The organism is Streptomyces barringtoniae (assembly GCF_020819595.1).
Lineage (GTDB): Bacteria > Actinomycetota > Actinomycetes > Streptomycetales > Streptomycetaceae > Streptomyces > Streptomyces barringtoniae.
Genome location: NZ_JAJHNP010000022.1, coordinates 113,305 through 130,558 on the forward strand (window position 1 = coordinate 113,305; position 17,254 = coordinate 130,558).

Sequence of the window (17,254 nt, forward strand, 5' to 3'; positions counted from 1 at the left end):
GAATATCGGTCCCTTCGTGCGGCACGTCGATACAGCTCACCGGCGATGACGTGCCGAGTATCGGCTATTGCCAATTCATTTGTACAGTGCTCGGCAATGCAAAGTGAAGCCCGACTAAATCCGTCCGCGTGTCCGAAGACAATAGGCGAACGGGGCGGACTGTGGAACTTTCCCAGAACTTTTCACGGCGGTACGGCTTCGACACCCGATCGTGACGCGCCTCACGTAGTTTCCTACAACTCTACTCGCGTAGAAATTTTGTGCGGGTAGTCTGAAGGAACCTGCTCAGCACCACACACCGGGAGTGCCAGTGGCACGCGTCGTAGTCGACGTCATGCTCAAGCCGGAGATCCTCGACCCCCAGGGCCAGGCGGTCCAGCGTGCGCTGCCGCGCCTGGGTTTCCAAGGGATCTCGGACGTCCGTCAGGGAAAGCGTTTCGAACTGGAAGTTGACGGGCCGGTCGACGAGGCCGCGCTCGCCCGCATCCACGATCTCGCGGAATCCTTCCTCGCCAACACCGTGATCGAGGACTTCACCGTCAAGGTGGAAGAGGCCGCGGAAGTCGCGGAGGCGGCCAAGTGACCGCTCGTATTGGCGTCGTCACTTTCCCGGGCAGCCTCGACGATCACGACGCCCAGCGCGCGATCCGCCTCGCGGGTGCCGAACCGGTCGCCCTCTGGCACAAGGACAAGGACCTCAAGCAGGTCGACGCCGTGGTCCTTCCCGGCGGTTTCTCCTACGGCGACTATCTGCGCGCCGGTGCCATCTCCCGGTTCTCGCCGGTGATGGAGTCCGTGATCGAGCAGGCGAAGGCCGGGCTGCCGGTACTCGGTATCTGCAACGGCTTCCAGATCCTCACCGAGGCCCATCTCCTCCCGGGCGGGATGCTCGGCAACGACCACCTCCACTTCATCTGCCGCGACCAGAAGCTGCGGGTGGAGAACGCGGAGACCTCCTGGACCAGCGACTACCGCGCCGGCCAGGAGATCCACATCCCGCTGAAGAACATGGACGGCCGGTTCGTCGCCGACGAGTACACGCTGGACAAGCTGGAGGCGGAGGGTCGCGTCGTCTTCCGTTACCTCGACTTCAATCCCAACGGCTCGCTGCGGGACATCGCCGGCATCACCAACGAGGCCGGGAACGTCGTAGGCCTCATGCCGCACCCCGAGCACGCCGTGGAGCCGCTGGTCGGTACGGGCCGTACCGACGGGCTCCCGTTCTTCACCTCGATCCTCAAGAAGCTGGTCAACGCATGAGCCGGACGCCTCTGGACACGGTCGAGCACGCGGCCGCGACCCCCGACGTCGAGCTGCCCTGGGCCGAACTCGGCCTGAAGAAGGACGAGTACGAGCGGGTGGTGGAGATCCTCGGCCGCCGCCCGACCGGCGCCGAGCTCGCCATGTACTCGGTCATGTGGTCCGAGCACTGCTCGTACAAGTCCTCCAAGGTCCACCTGCGCCAGTTCGGCGAGAAGGCGCCCGAGAGCGACGCCCTCCTCGTCGGCATCGGCGAGAACGCGGGCGTGGTGGACGTCGGCCAGGGTTACGCCGTGACCTTCAAGGTCGAGTCGCACAACCACCCGTCGTACGTCGAGCCCTACCAGGGCGCGGCCACGGGTGTCGGCGGCATCGTCCGCGACATCATCGCCATGGGCGCGCGGCCGGTGGCGGTCGTCGACCCGCTGCGGTTCGGCGCCGCCGACCACCCCGACACCAAGCGGGTGCTCCCGGGCGTGGTCGCGGGCATCGGCGGCTACGGCAACTGCCTGGGCCTGCCCAACATCGGCGGCGAGGTCGTCTTCGACGCCTGCTACCAGGGCAACCCGCTGGTCAACGCCGGTGCCATCGGCGTGATGCGGCACGAGGACATCCACCTCGCCAAGGCCTCCGGCGCGGGCAACAAGGTCATCCTGTACGGGGCTCGTACGGGTGGTGACGGCATCGGCGGCGCGTCGATCCTCGCGTCCGAGACCTTCGACGACGCCAAGCCGTCGAAGCGCCCGGCCGTCCAGGTCGGCGACCCCTTCCAGGAGAAGCTCCTCATCGAGTGCACCCTGGAGGCCTTCAAGGAGAAGCTGGTCGTCGGCATCCAGGACCTCGGTGCCGCCGGTCTCTCCTGCGCCACCTCCGAGCTCGCCTCCAACGGCTCCGGCGGTATGCGCGTCACCCTGGACGACGTCCCCCTGCGCGACTCGACGCTCTCTCCCGAGGAAATCCTCATGAGCGAGTCGCAGGAACGCATGTGCGCGGTCGTGGAGCCGGAGAAGGTCGACCGCTTCCTGGAGATCTGCGCCAAGTGGGACGTCATCGCCACCGTCATCGGTGAGGTGACCGACGGCGACCGGCTGGAGATCTACTGGCACGGCGGGAAGATCGTCGACGTCGACCCGCGCACGGTCGCCCACGAGGGCCCGACGTACGAGCGCCCGTACGCCCGCCCCCACTGGCAGGACGCCCTGCAGGCCGACGACGCGAACAAGCTGCCGCGGCCCGAGACCTCGCAGGAGCTGAAGGACCAGGTCCTGAAGCTGGTCGCGTCCCCCAACCAGGCCTCCAAGAAGTGGATCACCCAGCAGTACGACCACCTCGTGCAGGGCAACACCGTCCTCGCGCAGCCGGAGGACTCCGGCATGATCCGTGTGGACGAGGAGACCGGCCTCGGTGTCGCCATCGCGACGGACGGCAACGGCCGGTACGCCAAGCTCGACCCCTACACGGGCGCGCAGCTGGCCCTGGCCGAGGCCTACCGCAACGTGGCCACCACCGGAGCCAAGCCCCTCGCGGTCTCCGACTGCCTGAACTTCGGCTCGCCCGAGGACCCGGCCGTGATGTGGCAGTTCGCGGAGGCCGTGCGCGGTCTGGCGGACGCCTGCCAGCAGCTGGGCACCCCGGTGACCGGCGGCAACGTCTCGCTCTACAACCAGACCGGCGAGGTGGCGATCCATCCGACGCCGGTGGTCGCGGTCCTGGGCGTGATCGACGACGTGGCCCGCCGCACGCCGGTCGCCTTCCAGGAGGAGGGTCAGCTGATCTACCTCCTCGGCGACACCCGCGAGGAGTTCGGCGGCTCGGCCTGGTCCCAGGTGGTCCACGACCACCTCGGCGGTCTGCCCCCGAAGGTCGACCTGGAGCGCGAGCGGCTGCTGGGCGAGATCCTGATCTCCGCCTCCCGCGACGGCATGATCGACTCCGCGCACGACCTGTCCGACGGCGGCCTGGTCCAGGCCGTGGTCGAGTCCGCGCTGCTCGGCGGCAAGGGCGCGCGGCTGGTCGTACCGGACGGCCTGGACGCGTTCACCTTCCTGTTCTCCGAGTCGGCCGGCCGCGCGATCGTCGCGGTGCCGCGCTCGGAGGAGGTCCGCTTCAACGACATGTGCGGTGCGCGGGGCCTGCCGGCCACCCGGATCGGTGTCGTGGACGGTAATGCGTCTGATGCACATGCGGTGGTCGAGGTCCAGGGCGAGTTCGCGCTCACCCTGGAGGAGCTGCGGAAGGCTCACGAGGAGACCGTTCCGGCGCTGCTGGCGTAAGCACAGCTGAGGCAGGGCCCCGTCCGAAGCCGGACGGGGCCCTGCTCGTGCGGCCACCTGCTCGTGCGGCCACGGGATCGCCGAAGCGGCCGAGGCCGTCGGCCGGGCGAACGGGGCGTTCGGCCTGGTCGAAAACGGCCTGAAGGGCCACGCCGTCAAGGCATAGGCTCACCGCCATGCCACCGGCCAAGAAGCGCGCCCGCAGCTATGACCCCGCCAGGACCCGCGCCGCGGTCCTCGCCCAGTTCGGAAGCGTCCGGGAGGCCGTGCGCGGCCTCACCCAGGAGCAGCTCGCCCTGCCCACCCGGCTCGGCGAGTGGACCGTACGCGAACTGGTCGTGCACATCGGCATGGCGCTCACCGCGATCCACCGGGCGCTCGCCCTGCCCGAGCCGCCGAAGGCGGACGCCGTCCTGCTCGACTGGCCCTTCGCCACCGCGGCCAACGCCGCCGCCATCGACGAGTTCACCCGCAACCTCGTCGCCGAACACCCCGACCTGGACGCCTACCTCACGGACATCGACCGGTCCCTGCGCGCCCTGCTCGACGAGCACCCCGGCGGCCGGATCCTGCAGACGAGCGCCGGTGCGCTGCCCCTGGACGACTACCTGGTCACCCGCACCGCCGAACTCGTCGTCCACACCGACGACCTCGCGGCCGCCGTACCGGGTCTGGAGATCCCGTACGACCGCCACGCCCTGGCCGCCGCCACCCGGCTGCTCGCCGACGCGCTCGCCGTCAAGGCGCCCGGCGGCTCCACCGAGGTGCGGGTGCCGCCGTACGCCGTGGTGCAGTGCGTCGAGGGGCTCCGGCACACCCGCGGCACCCCGCCCAACGTCGTGGAGACCGACCCGCTGACCTGGATCCGGCTCGCCACCGGCCGCCTGAGCTGGAAGGACGCGCTGGAGGAGGCCAAGGTGAGCGCCAGCGGGGAGCGGGCGGACATCGGGGGGCTGCTGCCGCTCATGTCGTAGCGGAACCGACCCGGCCGCTCTACCGTCGAATCACCATGAACCGGTACAAGCAGCGCATGATCCTCGCACCGGCGGCCGCCGCGCTGGCCGTCCTCACGGTGGCGTGCGGCGACGGGAAGGCGGACAGTGGTGCGGTGACCGTCCAGCAGCCCGTGACCGGCGTCGACTGGCGGGTCGACAGCCTCACCGTCGGCGGTACGACCCTGCAGGCACCCGCCTCCGCACGCCTGCGCATCGACGCCGACGGCAAGGCGGCCGGCAACCTCGGCTGCAACCAGTTCAGCGCCCGGGCCACCGTCCACGGCGACCGGATCACCTTCGGTGACCTGCGCACGACCCGGATGGCCTGTGCCCCGGACCGGATGGACTTCGAGCGTGCGCTCGCCCGCGCGCTCACCACCGGCACGCTCCTCGCCGAGACGCACCACGCGAAACTGACGCTCACCGACGGCGACGGAGATCGCATCCACCTCAGCAGCAACGCGCCCGGATGATGTGCGACACCTCACTCACGCATCCGGCGAACCGGTCCGCAGTCGCCGCCCGCAGCGCCGCCATCGGCCCTCAAAGCCGCCAACTCACCTCGCTGACCTGCGCAAACGCGGAAACCGACAAGGTGATCGGGAAGTGCTTGCCCGTTAGGGGCACGTATCCCCAATTCGGACCAGTGGTCGACCTCGCCTACACTCGGTGCCGTGCCACGTGGTGACGGTCGACTCAATCACGATCTGCTTCCCGGCGAGAAGGGCCCCCAGGACGCTTGCGGCGTCTTCGGTGTCTGGGCTCCGGGTGAAGAGGTCGCAAAGCTCACGTACTTCGGGCTCTACGCCCTCCAGCACCGGGGTCAGGAATCCGCGGGAATCGCGGTCAGCAACGGCTCCCAGATCCTCGTCTTCAAGGACATGGGCCTGGTCTCCCAGGTCTTCGACGAGACCTCGCTCGGTTCGCTCCAGGGTCACATTGCGGTCGGACACGCCCGCTACTCGACCACCGGCGCCTCCGTGTGGGAGAACGCCCAGCCGACGTTCCGCGCCACCGCGCACGGTTCGATCGCGCTCGGCCACAACGGCAACCTGGTCAACACGGCCCAGCTCGCCGAGATGGTCGCCGAGCTGCCGAACGACAACAACAGCCGCTCCAGCCGGGTCGCGGCCACCAACGACACCGACCTGCTGACGGCCCTGCTGGCCGCCCAGGTCGACGAGGACGGCAAGCCGCTGACCATCGAGGAGGCCGCCCACCAGGTCCTCCCGAAGGTGCGGGGCGCCTTCTCCCTCGTCTTCATGGACGAGCACACTCTCTACACCGCCCGTGACCCGCAGGGCATCCGCCCGCTGGTCCTCGGCCGCCTGGAGCGCGGCTGGGTGGTCGCCTCCGAGAGCGCCGCCCTGGACATCTGCGGCGCGAGCTTCGTCCGCGAGATCGAGCCGGGCGAGTTCGTCGCCATCGACGAGAACGGCCTGCGCTCCTCCCGATTCGCGGAAGCGAAGCCCAAGGGCTGTGTCTTCGAGTACGTGTACCTGGCCCGCCCGGACACCGACATCGCCGGCCGGAACGTGTACCTCTCCCGGGTGGAGATGGGCCGCCGGCTCGCCAAGGAAGCCCCCGTCGAGGCCGACCTGGTCATAGCGACCCCGGAGTCCGGAACCCCGGCCGCCATCGGTTACGCGGAGGCCTCCGGCATCCCCTTCGGCGCGGGTCTGGTGAAGAACGCCTACGTCGGCCGGACCTTCATCCAGCCCTCGCAGACCATCCGCCAGCTGGGCATCCGCCTGAAGCTGAACCCGCTGAAGGAAGTCATCAAGGGCAAGCGCCTGGTCGTCGTCGACGACTCCATCGTGCGCGGCAACACCCAGCGGGCCCTGGTCCGCATGCTCCGCGAGGCGGGCGCGGCCGAGGTCCACATCCGGATCTCCTCGCCGCCCGTGAAGTGGCCCTGCTTCTTCGGCATCGACTTCGCCACGCGCGCGGAGCTGATCGCCAACGGCATGACCATCGAGGAGATCGGCACCTCGCTCGGCGCCGACTCGCTCGCCTACATCTCCATCGACGGCATGATCGAGGCGACCACCATCGCCAAGCCGAACCTGTGCCGCGCCTGCTTCGACGGCGAGTACCCGATGGAGCTGCCGGACCCCGAGCTGCTCGGCAAGCAGCTCCTGGAGACCGAGCTGGCCGCCGGCCCGGCAGCCACCGCTGCCAGCGACGCGATCCGTCGCCCGTAACACCCTGCAGTACGACACGAAAGTCACAGTCATGTCTGAGACCACTGGTGCCAGCTACGCAGAGGCGGGCGTCGACATCGAGGCGGGCGACCGCGCCGTAGAACTCATGAAGGAGTGGGTGAAGAAGACCCGGCGCCCCGAGGTCCTCGGCGGCCTCGGCGGCTTCGCCGGCCTCTTCGACGCCTCGGCCCTCAAGCGCTACGAGCGCCCGCTGCTCGCCTCCGCCACGGACGGCGTCGGCACCAAGGTGGACATCGCCCGCCGTATGGGCGTCTACGACACCATCGGCCACGACCTGGTCGCCATGGTCATGGACGACATCGTGGTGTGCGGTGCCGAGCCGCTGTTCATGACCGACTACATCTGCGTCGGCAAGGTCCACCCCGAGCGCGTCGCGGCCATCGTGAAGGGCATCGCGGAGGGCTGTGTGCTCGCCGGATGCGCCCTGGTGGGCGGTGAGACGGCAGAACACCCCGGCCTGCTGGGCGAGGACGACTTCGACGTCGCCGGGGCCGGTACGGGCGTCGTGGAGGCGGACCGGCTGCTCGGCGCGGATCGCATCCGTAAGGGTGACGCGGTGATCGCCATGGCGGCCTCCGGCCTTCACTCGAACGGGTACTCCCTGGTTCGCCACGTCCTGCTGAACACCGCCGGCCTGGCCCTGGAGACGGAGGTTCCGGAGCTCGGCCGCACCCTCGGCGAGGAGCTGCTGGAGCCCACCAAGATCTACTCGCTGGACTGCCTGGCGCTGACCCGCACCACGGATGTGCACGCGTTCTCGCACATCACCGGCGGCGGCCTCGCGGCCAACCTGGCCCGCGTGATCCCCGACGCGCTGCACGCGGTGGTCGACCGCTCCACCTGGACCCCGGGTGCGATCTTCGACCTGGTCGGGAAGACCGGGAACGTCGAGCGCCTGGAGCTGGAGAAGACCCTCAACATGGGCGTCGGCATGATGGCGATCGTCCCCGCCGAGTCCACCGAGGTGGCCCTCGCGACCCTGGCCGACCGCGGCGTCGAGGCGTGGGTGGCCGGCGAGATCACCGAGCGCGGCACCAAGGAGACGGGTGCCGAGCTGGTCGGGACGTACTCAATCTAAAGGCACCGCGGCCTGATTCCGCGGCCGGCGACCGTGCGGACAGCACAGAAACCGGTCGGTGGCTGTGCCACCGACCGGACTGGTCACTGCAAGGTCAAGCGCCGCGACGGTGCTGTTGGTGAGGATCGTTTTCGTCCTCTTCCTCGTCGTCGTCCTCGTAGAGGTCGGCATAACGAGAGTAGAGATCGTCCTCGTCGTTCTCATCGTCCTCGAACGGCTCGCCGTTCGGCGGCTGGCTCGAAGTCGATGCGCCCAGTTCACTGGCCAGACGTGACAGGTCAGTCCCACCGCTGTTGTACTTCAGCTGGCGGGCGACCTTTGTCTGCTTGGCCTTGGCCCGGCCGCGCCCCATGGCTCGACCCCCTCGGTGACGGGGCTCGATGGCCCCAGAGTCTGACACGCGTTCATGATCTGGAACGGACTCTCCATGGAGAGGCCGGTCCGTAGGGCTTCCACGGTACCTGAGCCCGCGCCCATACGGTACGTCGCCCGCAGCACGCGCGTGTGCACAGGACCTTCGAGGCGCCCCGTCCTCGCTGGTCAGTGGCGATTTTAACCACTTATCGGGGAACGACCCGCCGGTGGAAGTGAGAGTTCTCTCTAAGTTCCCGCCGACGGGTACCGCTCACCTGTGCGACCGGGTCAGTGTGCAGCGTGTCCCGCGCGGGCGTCGGCCATCCGCTGCTCGGCGATCCGGTCGGCCGCCGCGGCCGGCGGAATCCCGTCTGCCTTCGCACGTGCGAATATGGCCAGCGTGGTGTCGAAGATCCTCGCGGCCTTCGCCTTGCACCGGTCGAAGTCGAACCCGTGCAGCTCGTCGGCCACCTGGATGACCCCGCCGGCGTTCACCACGTAGTCCGGCGCGTAGAGGATCCCGCGGTCCGCGAGGTCCTTCTCCACGCCCGGGTGCGCGAGCTGGTTGTTGGCCGCGCCGCACACCACCTTGGCGGTGAGCACCGGCACGCTGGCGTCGTTCAGGGCGCCGCCGAGCGCACAGGGGGCGTAGATCTCCAGCCCCTCGACCCGGATCAGCTCCTCGGTGTCGGCGACGGCCGTCACGCCCTCCGGGTGCTGGTCGAGGATCCGCTGGACGGCGTCCCCGCGCACGTCCGTGATCACGACCTCGGCGCCCTCGTCCAGCAGGTGCTTCACCAGGTGGTGGCCGACCTTGCCGACGCCGGCGATGCCGACCTTGCGGCCGCGCAGCGAGGGGTCGCCCCACAGGTGCTGGGCGGAGGCGCGCATGCCCTGGTAGACGCCGAAGGCGGTGAGCACGGAGGAGTCTCCGGCGCCGCCGTTCTCGGGCGACCGGCCGGTGGTCCAGCAGCACTCGCGGGCCACGACGTCCATGTCGGCGACGTAGGTGCCGACGTCGCAGGCGGTGACGTAGCGCCCGCCGAGCGAGGCGACCATACGGCCGTAGGCGAGGAGCAGTTCCTCGGTCTTGTCACGCTCCGGGTCGCCGATGATCACGGCCTTGCCGCCGCCGTGGTCGAGGCCGGCCATGGCGTTCTTGTACGACATGCCGCGGGCGAGGTTGAGGGCGTCGGCGACGGCCTCGGCCTCGGTCGCGTAGGGATAGAAGCGCGTGCCGCCGAGGGCGGGGCCCAGGGCGGTGGAGTGGATGGCGATCACGGCCTTGAGGCCGCTCGCGCGGTCCTGGCAGAGCACGACCTGCTCATGGCCGCCCTGGTCCGAGTGGAACAGGGCATGCAGGACATCAGCAGACGCGCCGGTTACGTCGGTCACTGTGGTGACTCCTGTGTACTAGCGGCGAGTGGGGCATCCGGCCCCCGTGCGGGTGGCGGGGCGCCGGCTGGCATGAGCGTAGAGCCTCGGCACGACCACCGTCCGCGCAGTGTTCAGGATCACTCTCGCGCGCCGCTCGCGCACGTATGTCCGTGGGACGATTTGCAGTGGTTTCGAGCGGGGCCCGATGGGGAGGGAGCAGGCGTGCCGAAGGTGTCCTCCGTGGTCGTCCCCTATGCCGCGTACCTGCGCGTGTACGAGCCGCTGGGCGCCTTCCCGGAGCCGGAGCGCGGCCACTGGGCCCGCTACGCCCGCCGCTCCGACCGTCCCTCCTACCAGGACGAACTGCGCCGCTCCCTGGCCGACTTGTTGCCCATCCCGCCGGTCGCGGTGCCGGTGCACGAGAGCAGCGACGCCTTCGTGGCGGAGGTCGACGGGGTGGTCTGCGTGTGCCCCTGGCGGACCCGGCTGCGCGGCTGGCAGGCGCTCGGCGAGCTGGCCGAGGAGCTTCCGGCGCCGGTCCTGGACGCGGTGCTGCCCCCGGTCGTACGGCGCCAGGCCGCCCAGGACTACGAACGCTGGCTGGCCCGCAACCCCGACGCCCGTCCGTGGATCCGTACGGCGACCTGGCAGGTGCCGCTGAACTGGTTCGTGCTCGTCTCCGACGAGGAGCGGCGCTACGAGAAGGGCACCGCCGAGGTGCCCCCGCTGCTGCGCTACCGCACGCCGATGGTGCAGGCCCGGCGGCGGGTGGCGCGGGCGCTGCGCACGCTGAGGGACACCGTCGAGGAGAGCCCGCTGATCGACGGCCTGGTGGACGTCGGCCGCTGGCTGGAGGAGTTCCACCCGCGCTCGCTGGTGGAGCTGGACTACGGCGGTCTGGTGCATGTGCTGTCGGCGGGCGAGCTGGAGGGCGACCACTCGGCGGCGGACGTGGCCGAGGGCATCCAGGCGCTGCGGCGGGGCGACGGGACGGCGGCCGGGGAGGCCTACGTGCGGCTCGTGGAGCGGTGGCGGGCGGTCCGGGACCGGCGCTCGGCGAACTGAGGTTCCCGAATCCCTCAGGAGTGACGTACGTCACGGCTCGAACGGCGTCGAACGGCGTACGGTCTAGGCCACTTGACCATGTGACGGGACGTTGGTCCCGATCTGGACTTTTGCCCCAAGGGTGATGGACGGCACTTACGCGGCTCTTGCGTCGCTTGCCACCCCTCATGCCAAAATAGGACAAGGAGTCCGGGGAGGGCTCCGTCCGTCCAGCTGTGCTCCATTGTGGGCGGAATCTCGGCATTGCCTGCTTTGGGGGGTCTTGTGGCTCCTGATCGTCCTGTGACTGATCGTCACAGTGGCGTGACTGTCCGCTATGGCATGGTCCATCGGCTTCCGTCGCTGATGAACACCTGGGAGGGCAATTCCATCGGTTTGGCCGACGCGGCTGGACAGATGGTGTAGTTGTAGTGCCGAGGACAAGCCGTTCGTCCTATAACCGACTCGACTCGCGTCCGCCATTTCGGGCAACGCGGGTCAAGGTGCAGAATTTAGAGGAAAGAACCGAGAAGGTTCGGTTCTCCCGAGGAGGCCGCTCATGACCGCTCGCACCCCTGATGCCGAGCCGCTGCTGACCCCGGCTGAGGTCGCCACGATGTTCCGCGTCGACCCGAAGACGGTCACGCGGTGGGCGAAGGCCGGCAAGCTTACTTCCATCCGCACGCTCGGCGGGCACCGCCGCTACCGCGAGGCCGAGGTCCGCGCACTGCTCGCGGGCATCCCGCAGCAGCGCAGCGAGGCCTGAACAACCGAATAATCGGGCAATCCGGCAGGTCCCCCAATCGGCCGAGGCGCCCGAAGCCCTAGCTCCAAGCGACGCGGGACCTGCCCCAACAGGGCCCTCGCCCAAGCCGAAGAGAACGTTGTAGGCAGCGACACAGGGTGCGTCGTAGATCGCGCTGGACTCCGCCGGGTCCAGCGCGATCTTTTTTGTGCGCTGGTCGGGGTGCGGACGGGGTCGCTGTGAGCGGCCTTGTGGGAGTCTGGGCAGGCCTGTCGCAACAACTGTGCGTGACCCCTGAGAGGGGTGCAATTGCACATATTAAATTGACCCGTTGTAGGCCAGGGGTAAGTACCGCTCTTTCAAAAACTCATGCGGTGACTCCCGTCACACGGCCGGACGGTTGTTGCCGACGGCACGGGTGCGCTAATGGAGTGGCCGGTCCCCAGCGTCCCATGCGGGCAGGGGTGTTGGGGCCGGCGCCGGTCACGCGCTGCGGGGACTTTCGTCCTCGGCTTCCTCGTCGCCCGCTTCGGGGACCCGGGTGCCGGCGTCCATCGCCAGCCGCAGCAGGTGATGACAGATGGGGCAGTGGCGGGTGAGGTGCCGGTAGGACGAGGCGGCCGCCAGATGGGCCCTCAGCAGTGCCCGCGTCTCGTGCCTGACCGATGCCGCCATACGCCACCTCCGCGGACCGCACAGGGGAACGGGCCCTGTCTTCTGGGTACCGGCGGAATGTGACGCCGTCAAGGGAGCGGGGTGGCTCCGCCGCTCCAGCCGCTCTCCAGGAGCCCTGACCGGGCCCCCTGGGGGCTGCCGCCCCCCCAGACCCCCGCCACGGCCCTGAACGGCCTTGTCCTCGATCGCCGGACGCGCTGGAAACACGGACCGGCACCGAGAGGCCGACGGGACGCGCTGACATGCGGAAGGGCCCGCGTCCGTCGCCGGATGCGGGCCCTTGGTCTGTGCGGTCCTGACGTGATGTGCCGTGACGATTGCGGCTCCGCCGCGGGCGCGGCCTGCGTCTTGGCGGGGTGACATGCGGAAGGGCCCGCGTCCGTCGCCGGATGCGGGCCCTTCTTTGATGCGGTCCTGACGGGATTTGAACCCGCGGCCTCCACCTTGACAGGGTGGCGAGCACTCCAAACTGCTCCACAGGACCAGGTTTCGCGGCGCTCGGCTTGTGCACTGCGCTGCGAGAAGAGACTGTACAGGAGGTGAGCCCGCCTGGTCGAACTCACCCTCTGTGTCCGAACGATTACGGCACGGCCGCGTCGATCGCCTTCACGATCCGCTTGTCGGAGACGGGGTACGCGGTGCCGAGGGCATGGGCGAAGTAGCTGACCCGCAACTCCTCGATCATCCAGCGGATGTCCAGGACCGAGGAGGGGACCGGGCGGCCCTGGGGCAGCTGTTCCAGGAGCCAGGCGTACTCGTCCTGCATCTCGTGGACCTTCTCCATGCGCGTGGTGTCCCGCTGGACGTTCGTCGGCATCTGCTGCAGGCGACGGTCCGCGGCCACCAGGTAGCGCATCAGGTCGGGCAGGCGCCGTACGCCCGCCCACGTGACGAATCCCGGCTTCACGAGGGCGTCCAGCTGCTTGCGTACGTCCGTCAGGTTTGCGAGCAGCGCGGGGCTGCGCACGGCCTTCAGGCGGCGCTCACAGGCCTGCCAGGCGGCCAGCACCTGCTGCACCTGGGCGACCGTACGGACCGTCGTGTCGACGATCTCCGCGCGCACCTTGTCGTACAGCTTCCGGTACGACTCCTCGTCCCAGACCGGACCCCCGAAGTCCGCGATCAGCCTGTCGGCCGCCGCCATCGCGCAGTCGTCGAACAACGCCTGGACGGAGCCGTGCGGGTTCGCGGAGAGCGCCAGCTTCTGGGCGTTCGTCAGCTTCTCGGACGCGAACTTCGCCGGGTTCACCGGGATGTTGCGCAGGATCAGGCGCCGGGTGCCCTTCCACATGGCCTCGGCCTGCTCGGCCTCCGTGTCGAAGAGGCGGACGGAGACGGTGTCGCCGTCGTCCACGAGGGCCGGGTAGGCCTTGACCGGCTGGCCGGCCCGGCGGGTCTCGAAGACACGGGTGAGGGTGCCGATCGTCCAGTCGGCCAGGCCCTTGCGCTCCAGGGACTCGCCGCCCTCGCGGGACGCGGTCGCCGCGGCCGCCTGGGACAGGGCCTTCCTCGCCTTCGGCTTCAGACTGAGCTTCAGCGCCTCCAGGTCCTTGTCCTCGGCCAGCTTCCGGCGCCGCTCGTCGACGATCCGGAAGGTGATCTTGAGGTGGTCGGGGACCTTGGACCAGTCGAAGTCGTCGGCTTCGAAGGGGACGCCGACCATGCGCTTCAGCTCGCGGGCCATCGTCACCGTCAGCGGCTCCTGGAGGGGCACCGCCTTGTCCAGGAAGGCCCTGGCGTAGTTCGGCGCGGGGACGTAGTGACGGCGGATCGGCTTGGGCAGGGAGCGGATGAGTTCCGTCACCACCTCCTCGCGCAGGCCCGGGATCTGCCAGTCGAAGCCCTCGTCCGTGACCTGGTTGAGGACCTGCAGCGGGACGTGGACCGTGACGCCGTCCGCGTCCGCGCCCGGCTCGAACTGGTAGGTCACCCGGAACTTCAGCGGCCCCTGCCGCCAGGAGTCCGGGTAGTCGGCCTTGGTGACCGCCTCCGCCGACTCCCGGATCAGCATCTCCCGCTCGAAGTCCAGGAAGTCCGGCTGCTCGTGCCGCTTGCGCTTCCACCAGGAGTCGAAGTGCGCGCCGGACACCACGTGTTCGGGCACCCGCTGGTCGTAGAAGTCGAAGAGTGTCTCGTCGTCGACCACGATGTCCCGGCGCCGCGCCCGGTGCTCCAGTTCCTCGACCTCGCTGAGGAGTCTGCGGTTGTCGGCGAAGAACTTGTGGTGCGTGCGCCAGTCGCCCTCCACCAGCGCGTTGCGGATGAACAGCTCCCGGCTCGTCTCCGGGTCGATGCGGCCGTAGTTCACCTTGCGCTGGGCGACGATCGGCACGCCGTACAACGTGACCTTCTCGTACGCCATCACGGCCGCCTGGTCCTTCTCCCAGTGCGGCTCGCTGTAGGTCCGCTTCAGAAGGTGCTCGGCGAGCGGTTCGACCCACTCGGGCTCGATCTTCGCGTTGACCCGCGCCCAGAGCCGGCTCGTCTCCACCAGCTCGGCCGACATCACGAACTTCGGCTGCTTCTTGAACAGCGCCGAACCCGGGAAGATCGCGAACTTGGCGTTGCGGGCGCCCAGGTACTCGTTCTTGTTGCCGTCCTTCACATCCTTCATGCCGATGTGGGAGAGGAGGCCGGCGAGGAGCGAGACGTGGATGCGGTCGCCGGGGGCGTCCTCCTCGTTGAGGTGGATGCCCATCTGCTTGGCGACCGTCCGCAGCTGGGTGTAGATGTCCTGCCATTCGCGAATGCGCAGGAAGTTCAGGTACTCCTGCTTGCACATCCGCCGGAAGGAACTGGATCCGCGCTCCTTCTGCTGCTCGCGGACGTACCGCCACAGGTTGAGGTAGGCGAGGAAGTCGCTGGTCTCGTCCTTGAAGCGGGCGTGCTGCTGGTCGGCCTGGGTCTGCTTGTCGGCCGGGCGCTCGCGCGGGTCCTGGATGGACAGCGCGGCCGCGATGACCATGACCTCGCGGGCACAGCCGTTCTTGTCGGCCTCCAGGACCATGCGGGCCAGGCGCGGGTCGACGGGCAGCTGGGCGAGCTTGCGGCCGGTGTCGGTGAGCCGTTTCCGCGGGTCCTTCTGCTCGGCGTCGAGCGCGCCCAGCTCCTGCAGCAGCTGCACGCCGTCGCGGATGTTGCGGTGGTCCGGCGGGTCGATGAAGGGGAACTTCTCGATGTCGCCGAGACCGGCCGCGGTCATCTGGAGGATGACGGAGGCCAGGTTCGTACGGAGGATCTCCGCGTCCGTGAACTCCGAGCGGGCGAGGAAGTCGTCCTCGGAGTACAGGCGGATGCAGATGCCGTCGCTCGTACGGCCGCAGCGGCCCTTGCGCTGGTTGGCGCTGGCCTGGGAGATCGGCTCGATGGGCAGCCGCTGGACCTTGGTGCGGTGGCTGTAGCGGCTGATCCGGGCGAAGCCGGGGTCGATGACGTACCTGATGCCGGGGACGGTGAGGGAGGTCTCGGCGACGTTGGTGGCCAGAACGATCCTGCGCCCGGTGTGCGGCTGGAAGACCCGGTGCTGCTCGGCGTGCGAGAGCCGGGCGTAGAGGGGAAGGATCTCCGTGAAGCGGTACTTCTTCTTCTCCAGCGCGTCGGCGGTGTCCCGGATCTCCCGCTCCCCGGAGAGGAAGACGAGGATGTCGCCCCGGCCTTCGGCCTGGAGTTCCTCGACCGCCTCGCAGATGGCGGTGATCTGGTCCCGGTCGGCGTCGTCGGAGTCCTCCTCCAGGAGCGGCCGGTAGCGGACCTCCACGGGATACGTCCGCCCGCTGACCTCGACGATCGGGGCGTCGCCGAAGTGCCGGGAGAAGCGCTCGGGGTCGATGGTCGCCGATGTGATGACGACCTTCAGATCCGGCCGCTTGGGCAGCAGCTGGGCCAGGTAACCGAGCAGGAAGTCGATGTTGAGGGACCGCTCGTGGGCCTCGTCGATGATGATCGTGTCGTAGGCGCGCAGCTCGCGGTCGGTCTGGATCTCGGCGAGCAGGATGCCGTCGGTCATCAGCTTGATGAAGGTGGCGTCCGGGTTCACCTGGTCGGTGAAGCGCACCTTCCAGCCGACGGACTCGCCGAGGGGCGTCCTCAGCTCCTCCGCCACGCGCTCGGCGACGGTGCGGGCGGCGATACGCCGGGGCTGGGTGTGCCCGATCATGCCGCGCACGCCGCGCCCCAGCTCCAGACAGATCTTCGGGATCTGCGTGGTCTTTCCGGAACCGGTCTCACCGGCCACGATGACGACCTGGTGATCGCGGATGGCCGCCGCGATCTCGTCCTTCTTCTGGCTGACCGGCAGCTGTTCCGGGTAGCTGATGGAGGGCACACGGGAGCGCCGCTCGGCCATCCGGACCTCGGCCTTGCCGACCTCCGCCTCGATCTCGGCGAGGACGGCGGCGCGGGCCTCCGGCTTACGGATCTTGCGCGCGCCCTCGAGCCGCCGGCCGAGCCGATGCGCGTCGCGCAGCGACAACTCGGTCAGACGGGGGGCGAGGGTGCCGAGAACGGGGGCGGGATGCGTAGACATACGCGATCCAGGATCTCACCCCGCCCGAAAAACACGCGAACGATTTGCCCGCGGTGTTCAGAGGGTGCGCCGGGCCGGCGGTGCGACGGCCTTGATGCCCAGGTAGGCGGTGGTCGTGCCGCTGACCGCGGTGCCCTGGCTCATCGTCTCCCGCCTCGCAGCTCGGCGATCCGCGCATCCACCTGCGTACGGTCGTACCCGCGCCGGGCGATGTCGAAAGCGGGTGGCGCCTCCGGTGCCGTACCCGCGGTCAGATCGGCCAGGTAGGCGTCCACCTGGGCGCGGTCGTAACCACGCCGGGCGATGTCGAAACCCTGGAAACCCTGGAAGTTGTCTGCCACGCATGCCCCCCTACGACGAAGGCCCCGTTCACTGAACGGGGCCTTCTGGCTGTGGCTGGGGCCGGGGTCGAACCGGCGACCTTCCGCTTTTCAGGCGGACGCTCGTACCAACTGAGCTACCCAGCCATGGTGTTTCACGTGAAACACCAGCGGTCCTGACGGGATTTGAACCCGCGGCCTCCACCTTGACAGGGTGGCGAGCACTCCAAACTGCTCCACAGGACCAAGCGTGCGTGCAACAGTGTCGCACACGGTATTGCGTGCCCCCAACGGGATTCGAACCCGTGCTACCGCCTTGAAAGGGCGGCGTCCTAGGCCGCTAGACGATGAGGGCTATCGGCCCGCCTGGGCGCTTCTCAGCG

At 69.0% G+C, this 17,254-nt stretch carries 14 protein-coding genes and 4 tRNA genes; 9 read left to right on the forward strand and 9 right to left on the reverse strand.

Features of this window, described 5'->3' with window-relative positions; translation table 11 throughout:
• Positions 1–310 precede the first annotated feature (310 nt).
• From purS to purM, 7 genes are all read left to right on the forward strand, one after another.
• On the forward strand, positions 311–583 hold the full coding sequence (purS, locus tag LMU33_RS32510) for a phosphoribosylformylglycinamidine synthase subunit PurS (RefSeq protein WP_228624362.1): 273 nt from the start codon (positions 311–313) through the stop codon (positions 581–583).
• Entirely contained in the window at positions 580–1,260 is a 681-nt protein-coding gene (gene purQ / locus LMU33_RS32515; protein WP_228624363.1) for a phosphoribosylformylglycinamidine synthase subunit PurQ, read from the forward strand. Before purS ends, purQ begins: the two co-directional genes overlap by 4 nt.
• The gene (gene purL, locus LMU33_RS32520) at positions 1,257–3,533 is read left to right on the forward strand and encodes a phosphoribosylformylglycinamidine synthase subunit PurL (protein WP_228624364.1); all 2,277 of its coding nucleotides are present in this window, start codon (positions 1,257–1,259) and stop codon (positions 3,531–3,533) included. Before purQ ends, purL begins: the two co-directional genes overlap by 4 nt.
• Positions 3,534–3,709: 176 nt before the next feature.
• Positions 3,710–4,507 carry a maleylpyruvate isomerase family mycothiol-dependent enzyme gene (locus LMU33_RS32525; protein ID WP_228624365.1) on the forward strand — a complete coding sequence of 266 codons (798 nt, stop codon included), beginning with the start codon at positions 3,710–3,712 and terminating at the stop codon, positions 4,505–4,507.
• 35 nt (positions 4,508–4,542) lie between these two features.
• The gene (locus LMU33_RS32530; RefSeq protein ID WP_228624366.1) at positions 4,543–5,001 is read left to right on the forward strand and encodes an META domain-containing protein; all 459 of its coding nucleotides are present in this window, start codon (positions 4,543–4,545) and stop codon (positions 4,999–5,001) included.
• Between the two features lie 201 nt (positions 5,002–5,202).
• Positions 5,203–6,732 (forward strand): amidophosphoribosyltransferase, encoded by a 1,530-nt coding sequence (gene purF / locus LMU33_RS32535; RefSeq protein WP_228624367.1) that lies wholly within the window; start codon positions 5,203–5,205, stop codon positions 6,730–6,732.
• 31 nt (positions 6,733–6,763) lie between these two features.
• A complete protein-coding gene (gene purM / locus LMU33_RS32540) occupies positions 6,764–7,831 on the forward strand; it encodes a phosphoribosylformylglycinamidine cyclo-ligase (RefSeq protein WP_228624368.1) in 1,068 nt (355 codons plus the stop codon).
• 94 nt (positions 7,832–7,925) lie between these two features.
• Here purM and LMU33_RS32545 read toward each other — a convergent pair whose 3' ends face one another.
• Both LMU33_RS32545 and LMU33_RS32550 read right to left on the reverse strand, forming a co-directional pair.
• Positions 7,926–8,183 (reverse strand): DUF3073 domain-containing protein, encoded by a 258-nt coding sequence (locus LMU33_RS32545; RefSeq protein WP_228624369.1) that lies wholly within the window; start codon positions 8,181–8,183, stop codon positions 7,926–7,928.
• Between the two features lie 290 nt (positions 8,184–8,473).
• Positions 8,474–9,580: a Leu/Phe/Val dehydrogenase gene (locus tag LMU33_RS32550; RefSeq protein ID WP_228624370.1), complete on the reverse strand. Its 1,107-nt coding sequence runs from the start codon at positions 9,578–9,580 to the stop codon at positions 8,474–8,476.
• Between the two features lie 204 nt (positions 9,581–9,784).
• Here LMU33_RS32550 and LMU33_RS32555 point away from each other — a divergent pair, with 204 nt between their 5' ends.
• Positions 9,785–10,627 (forward strand): DUF8083 family protein, encoded by an 843-nt coding sequence (locus tag LMU33_RS32555; RefSeq protein WP_228624371.1) that lies wholly within the window; start codon positions 9,785–9,787, stop codon positions 10,625–10,627.
• Between the two features lie 538 nt (positions 10,628–11,165).
• Positions 11,166–11,372: a developmental transcriptional regulator BldC gene (bldC, locus tag LMU33_RS32560; protein ID WP_003949541.1), complete on the forward strand. Its 207-nt coding sequence runs from the start codon at positions 11,166–11,168 to the stop codon at positions 11,370–11,372.
• 462 nt (positions 11,373–11,834) lie between these two features.
• Here the strand turns inward: bldC and LMU33_RS32565 are convergent, their stop codons facing one another.
• From LMU33_RS32565 to LMU33_RS32595, 7 genes are all read right to left on the reverse strand, one after another.
• Positions 11,835–12,026: a DUF6274 family protein gene (locus LMU33_RS32565; RefSeq protein WP_228624372.1), complete on the reverse strand. Its 192-nt coding sequence runs from the start codon at positions 12,024–12,026 to the stop codon at positions 11,835–11,837.
• 409 nt (positions 12,027–12,435) lie between these two features.
• A tRNA-Asp gene (locus LMU33_RS32570) sits at positions 12,436–12,510 on the reverse strand.
• Positions 12,511–12,606: 96 nt separating this feature from the next.
• Positions 12,607–16,551, reverse strand: coding sequence for an ATP-dependent RNA helicase HrpA (gene hrpA / locus LMU33_RS32575; RefSeq protein WP_228624373.1), 3,945 nt, complete (start codon positions 16,549–16,551; stop codon positions 12,607–12,609).
• Between the two features lie 140 nt (positions 16,552–16,691).
• On the reverse strand, positions 16,692–16,892 hold the full coding sequence (locus LMU33_RS32580) for a DivIVA domain-containing protein (RefSeq protein WP_228624374.1): 201 nt from the start codon (positions 16,890–16,892) through the stop codon (positions 16,692–16,694).
• Between the two features lie 52 nt (positions 16,893–16,944).
• A tRNA-Phe gene (locus LMU33_RS32585) sits at positions 16,945–17,018 on the reverse strand.
• A gap of 24 nt (positions 17,019–17,042) precedes the next feature.
• Positions 17,043–17,117, reverse strand: a tRNA-Asp gene (locus LMU33_RS32590).
• Positions 17,118–17,153: 36 nt separating this feature from the next.
• Positions 17,154–17,226: transfer RNA gene (locus tag LMU33_RS32595), tRNA-Glu, on the reverse strand.
• Positions 17,227–17,254: the final 28 nt, after the last annotated feature.

What these genes read in the sequence shown, in the direction of transcription:
- LMU33_RS32545 (WP_228624369.1), bottom strand. Translation starts at nt 8,183, where the DNA reads ATGGGGCGCGGCCGGGCCAAGGCCAAGCAGACAAAGGTCGCCCGCCAG.
- hrpA (WP_228624373.1), bottom strand. Translation starts at nt 16,551, where the DNA reads ATGTCTACGCATCCCGCCCCCGTTCTCGGCACCCTCGCCCCCCGTCTG.
- purL (WP_228624364.1), top strand. Translation starts at nt 1,257, where the DNA reads ATGAGCCGGACGCCTCTGGACACGGTCGAGCACGCGGCCGCGACCCCC.
- LMU33_RS32525 (WP_228624365.1), top strand. Translation starts at nt 3,710, where the DNA reads ATGCCACCGGCCAAGAAGCGCGCCCGCAGCTATGACCCCGCCAGGACC.
- bldC (WP_003949541.1), top strand. Translation starts at nt 11,166, where the DNA reads ATGACCGCTCGCACCCCTGATGCCGAGCCGCTGCTGACCCCGGCTGAG.
- LMU33_RS32565 (WP_228624372.1), bottom strand. Translation starts at nt 12,026, where the DNA reads ATGGCGGCATCGGTCAGGCACGAGACGCGGGCACTGCTGAGGGCCCAT.
- purM (WP_228624368.1), top strand. Translation starts at nt 6,764, where the DNA reads ATGTCTGAGACCACTGGTGCCAGCTACGCAGAGGCGGGCGTCGACATC.
- LMU33_RS32530 (WP_228624366.1), top strand. Translation starts at nt 4,543, where the DNA reads ATGAACCGGTACAAGCAGCGCATGATCCTCGCACCGGCGGCCGCCGCG.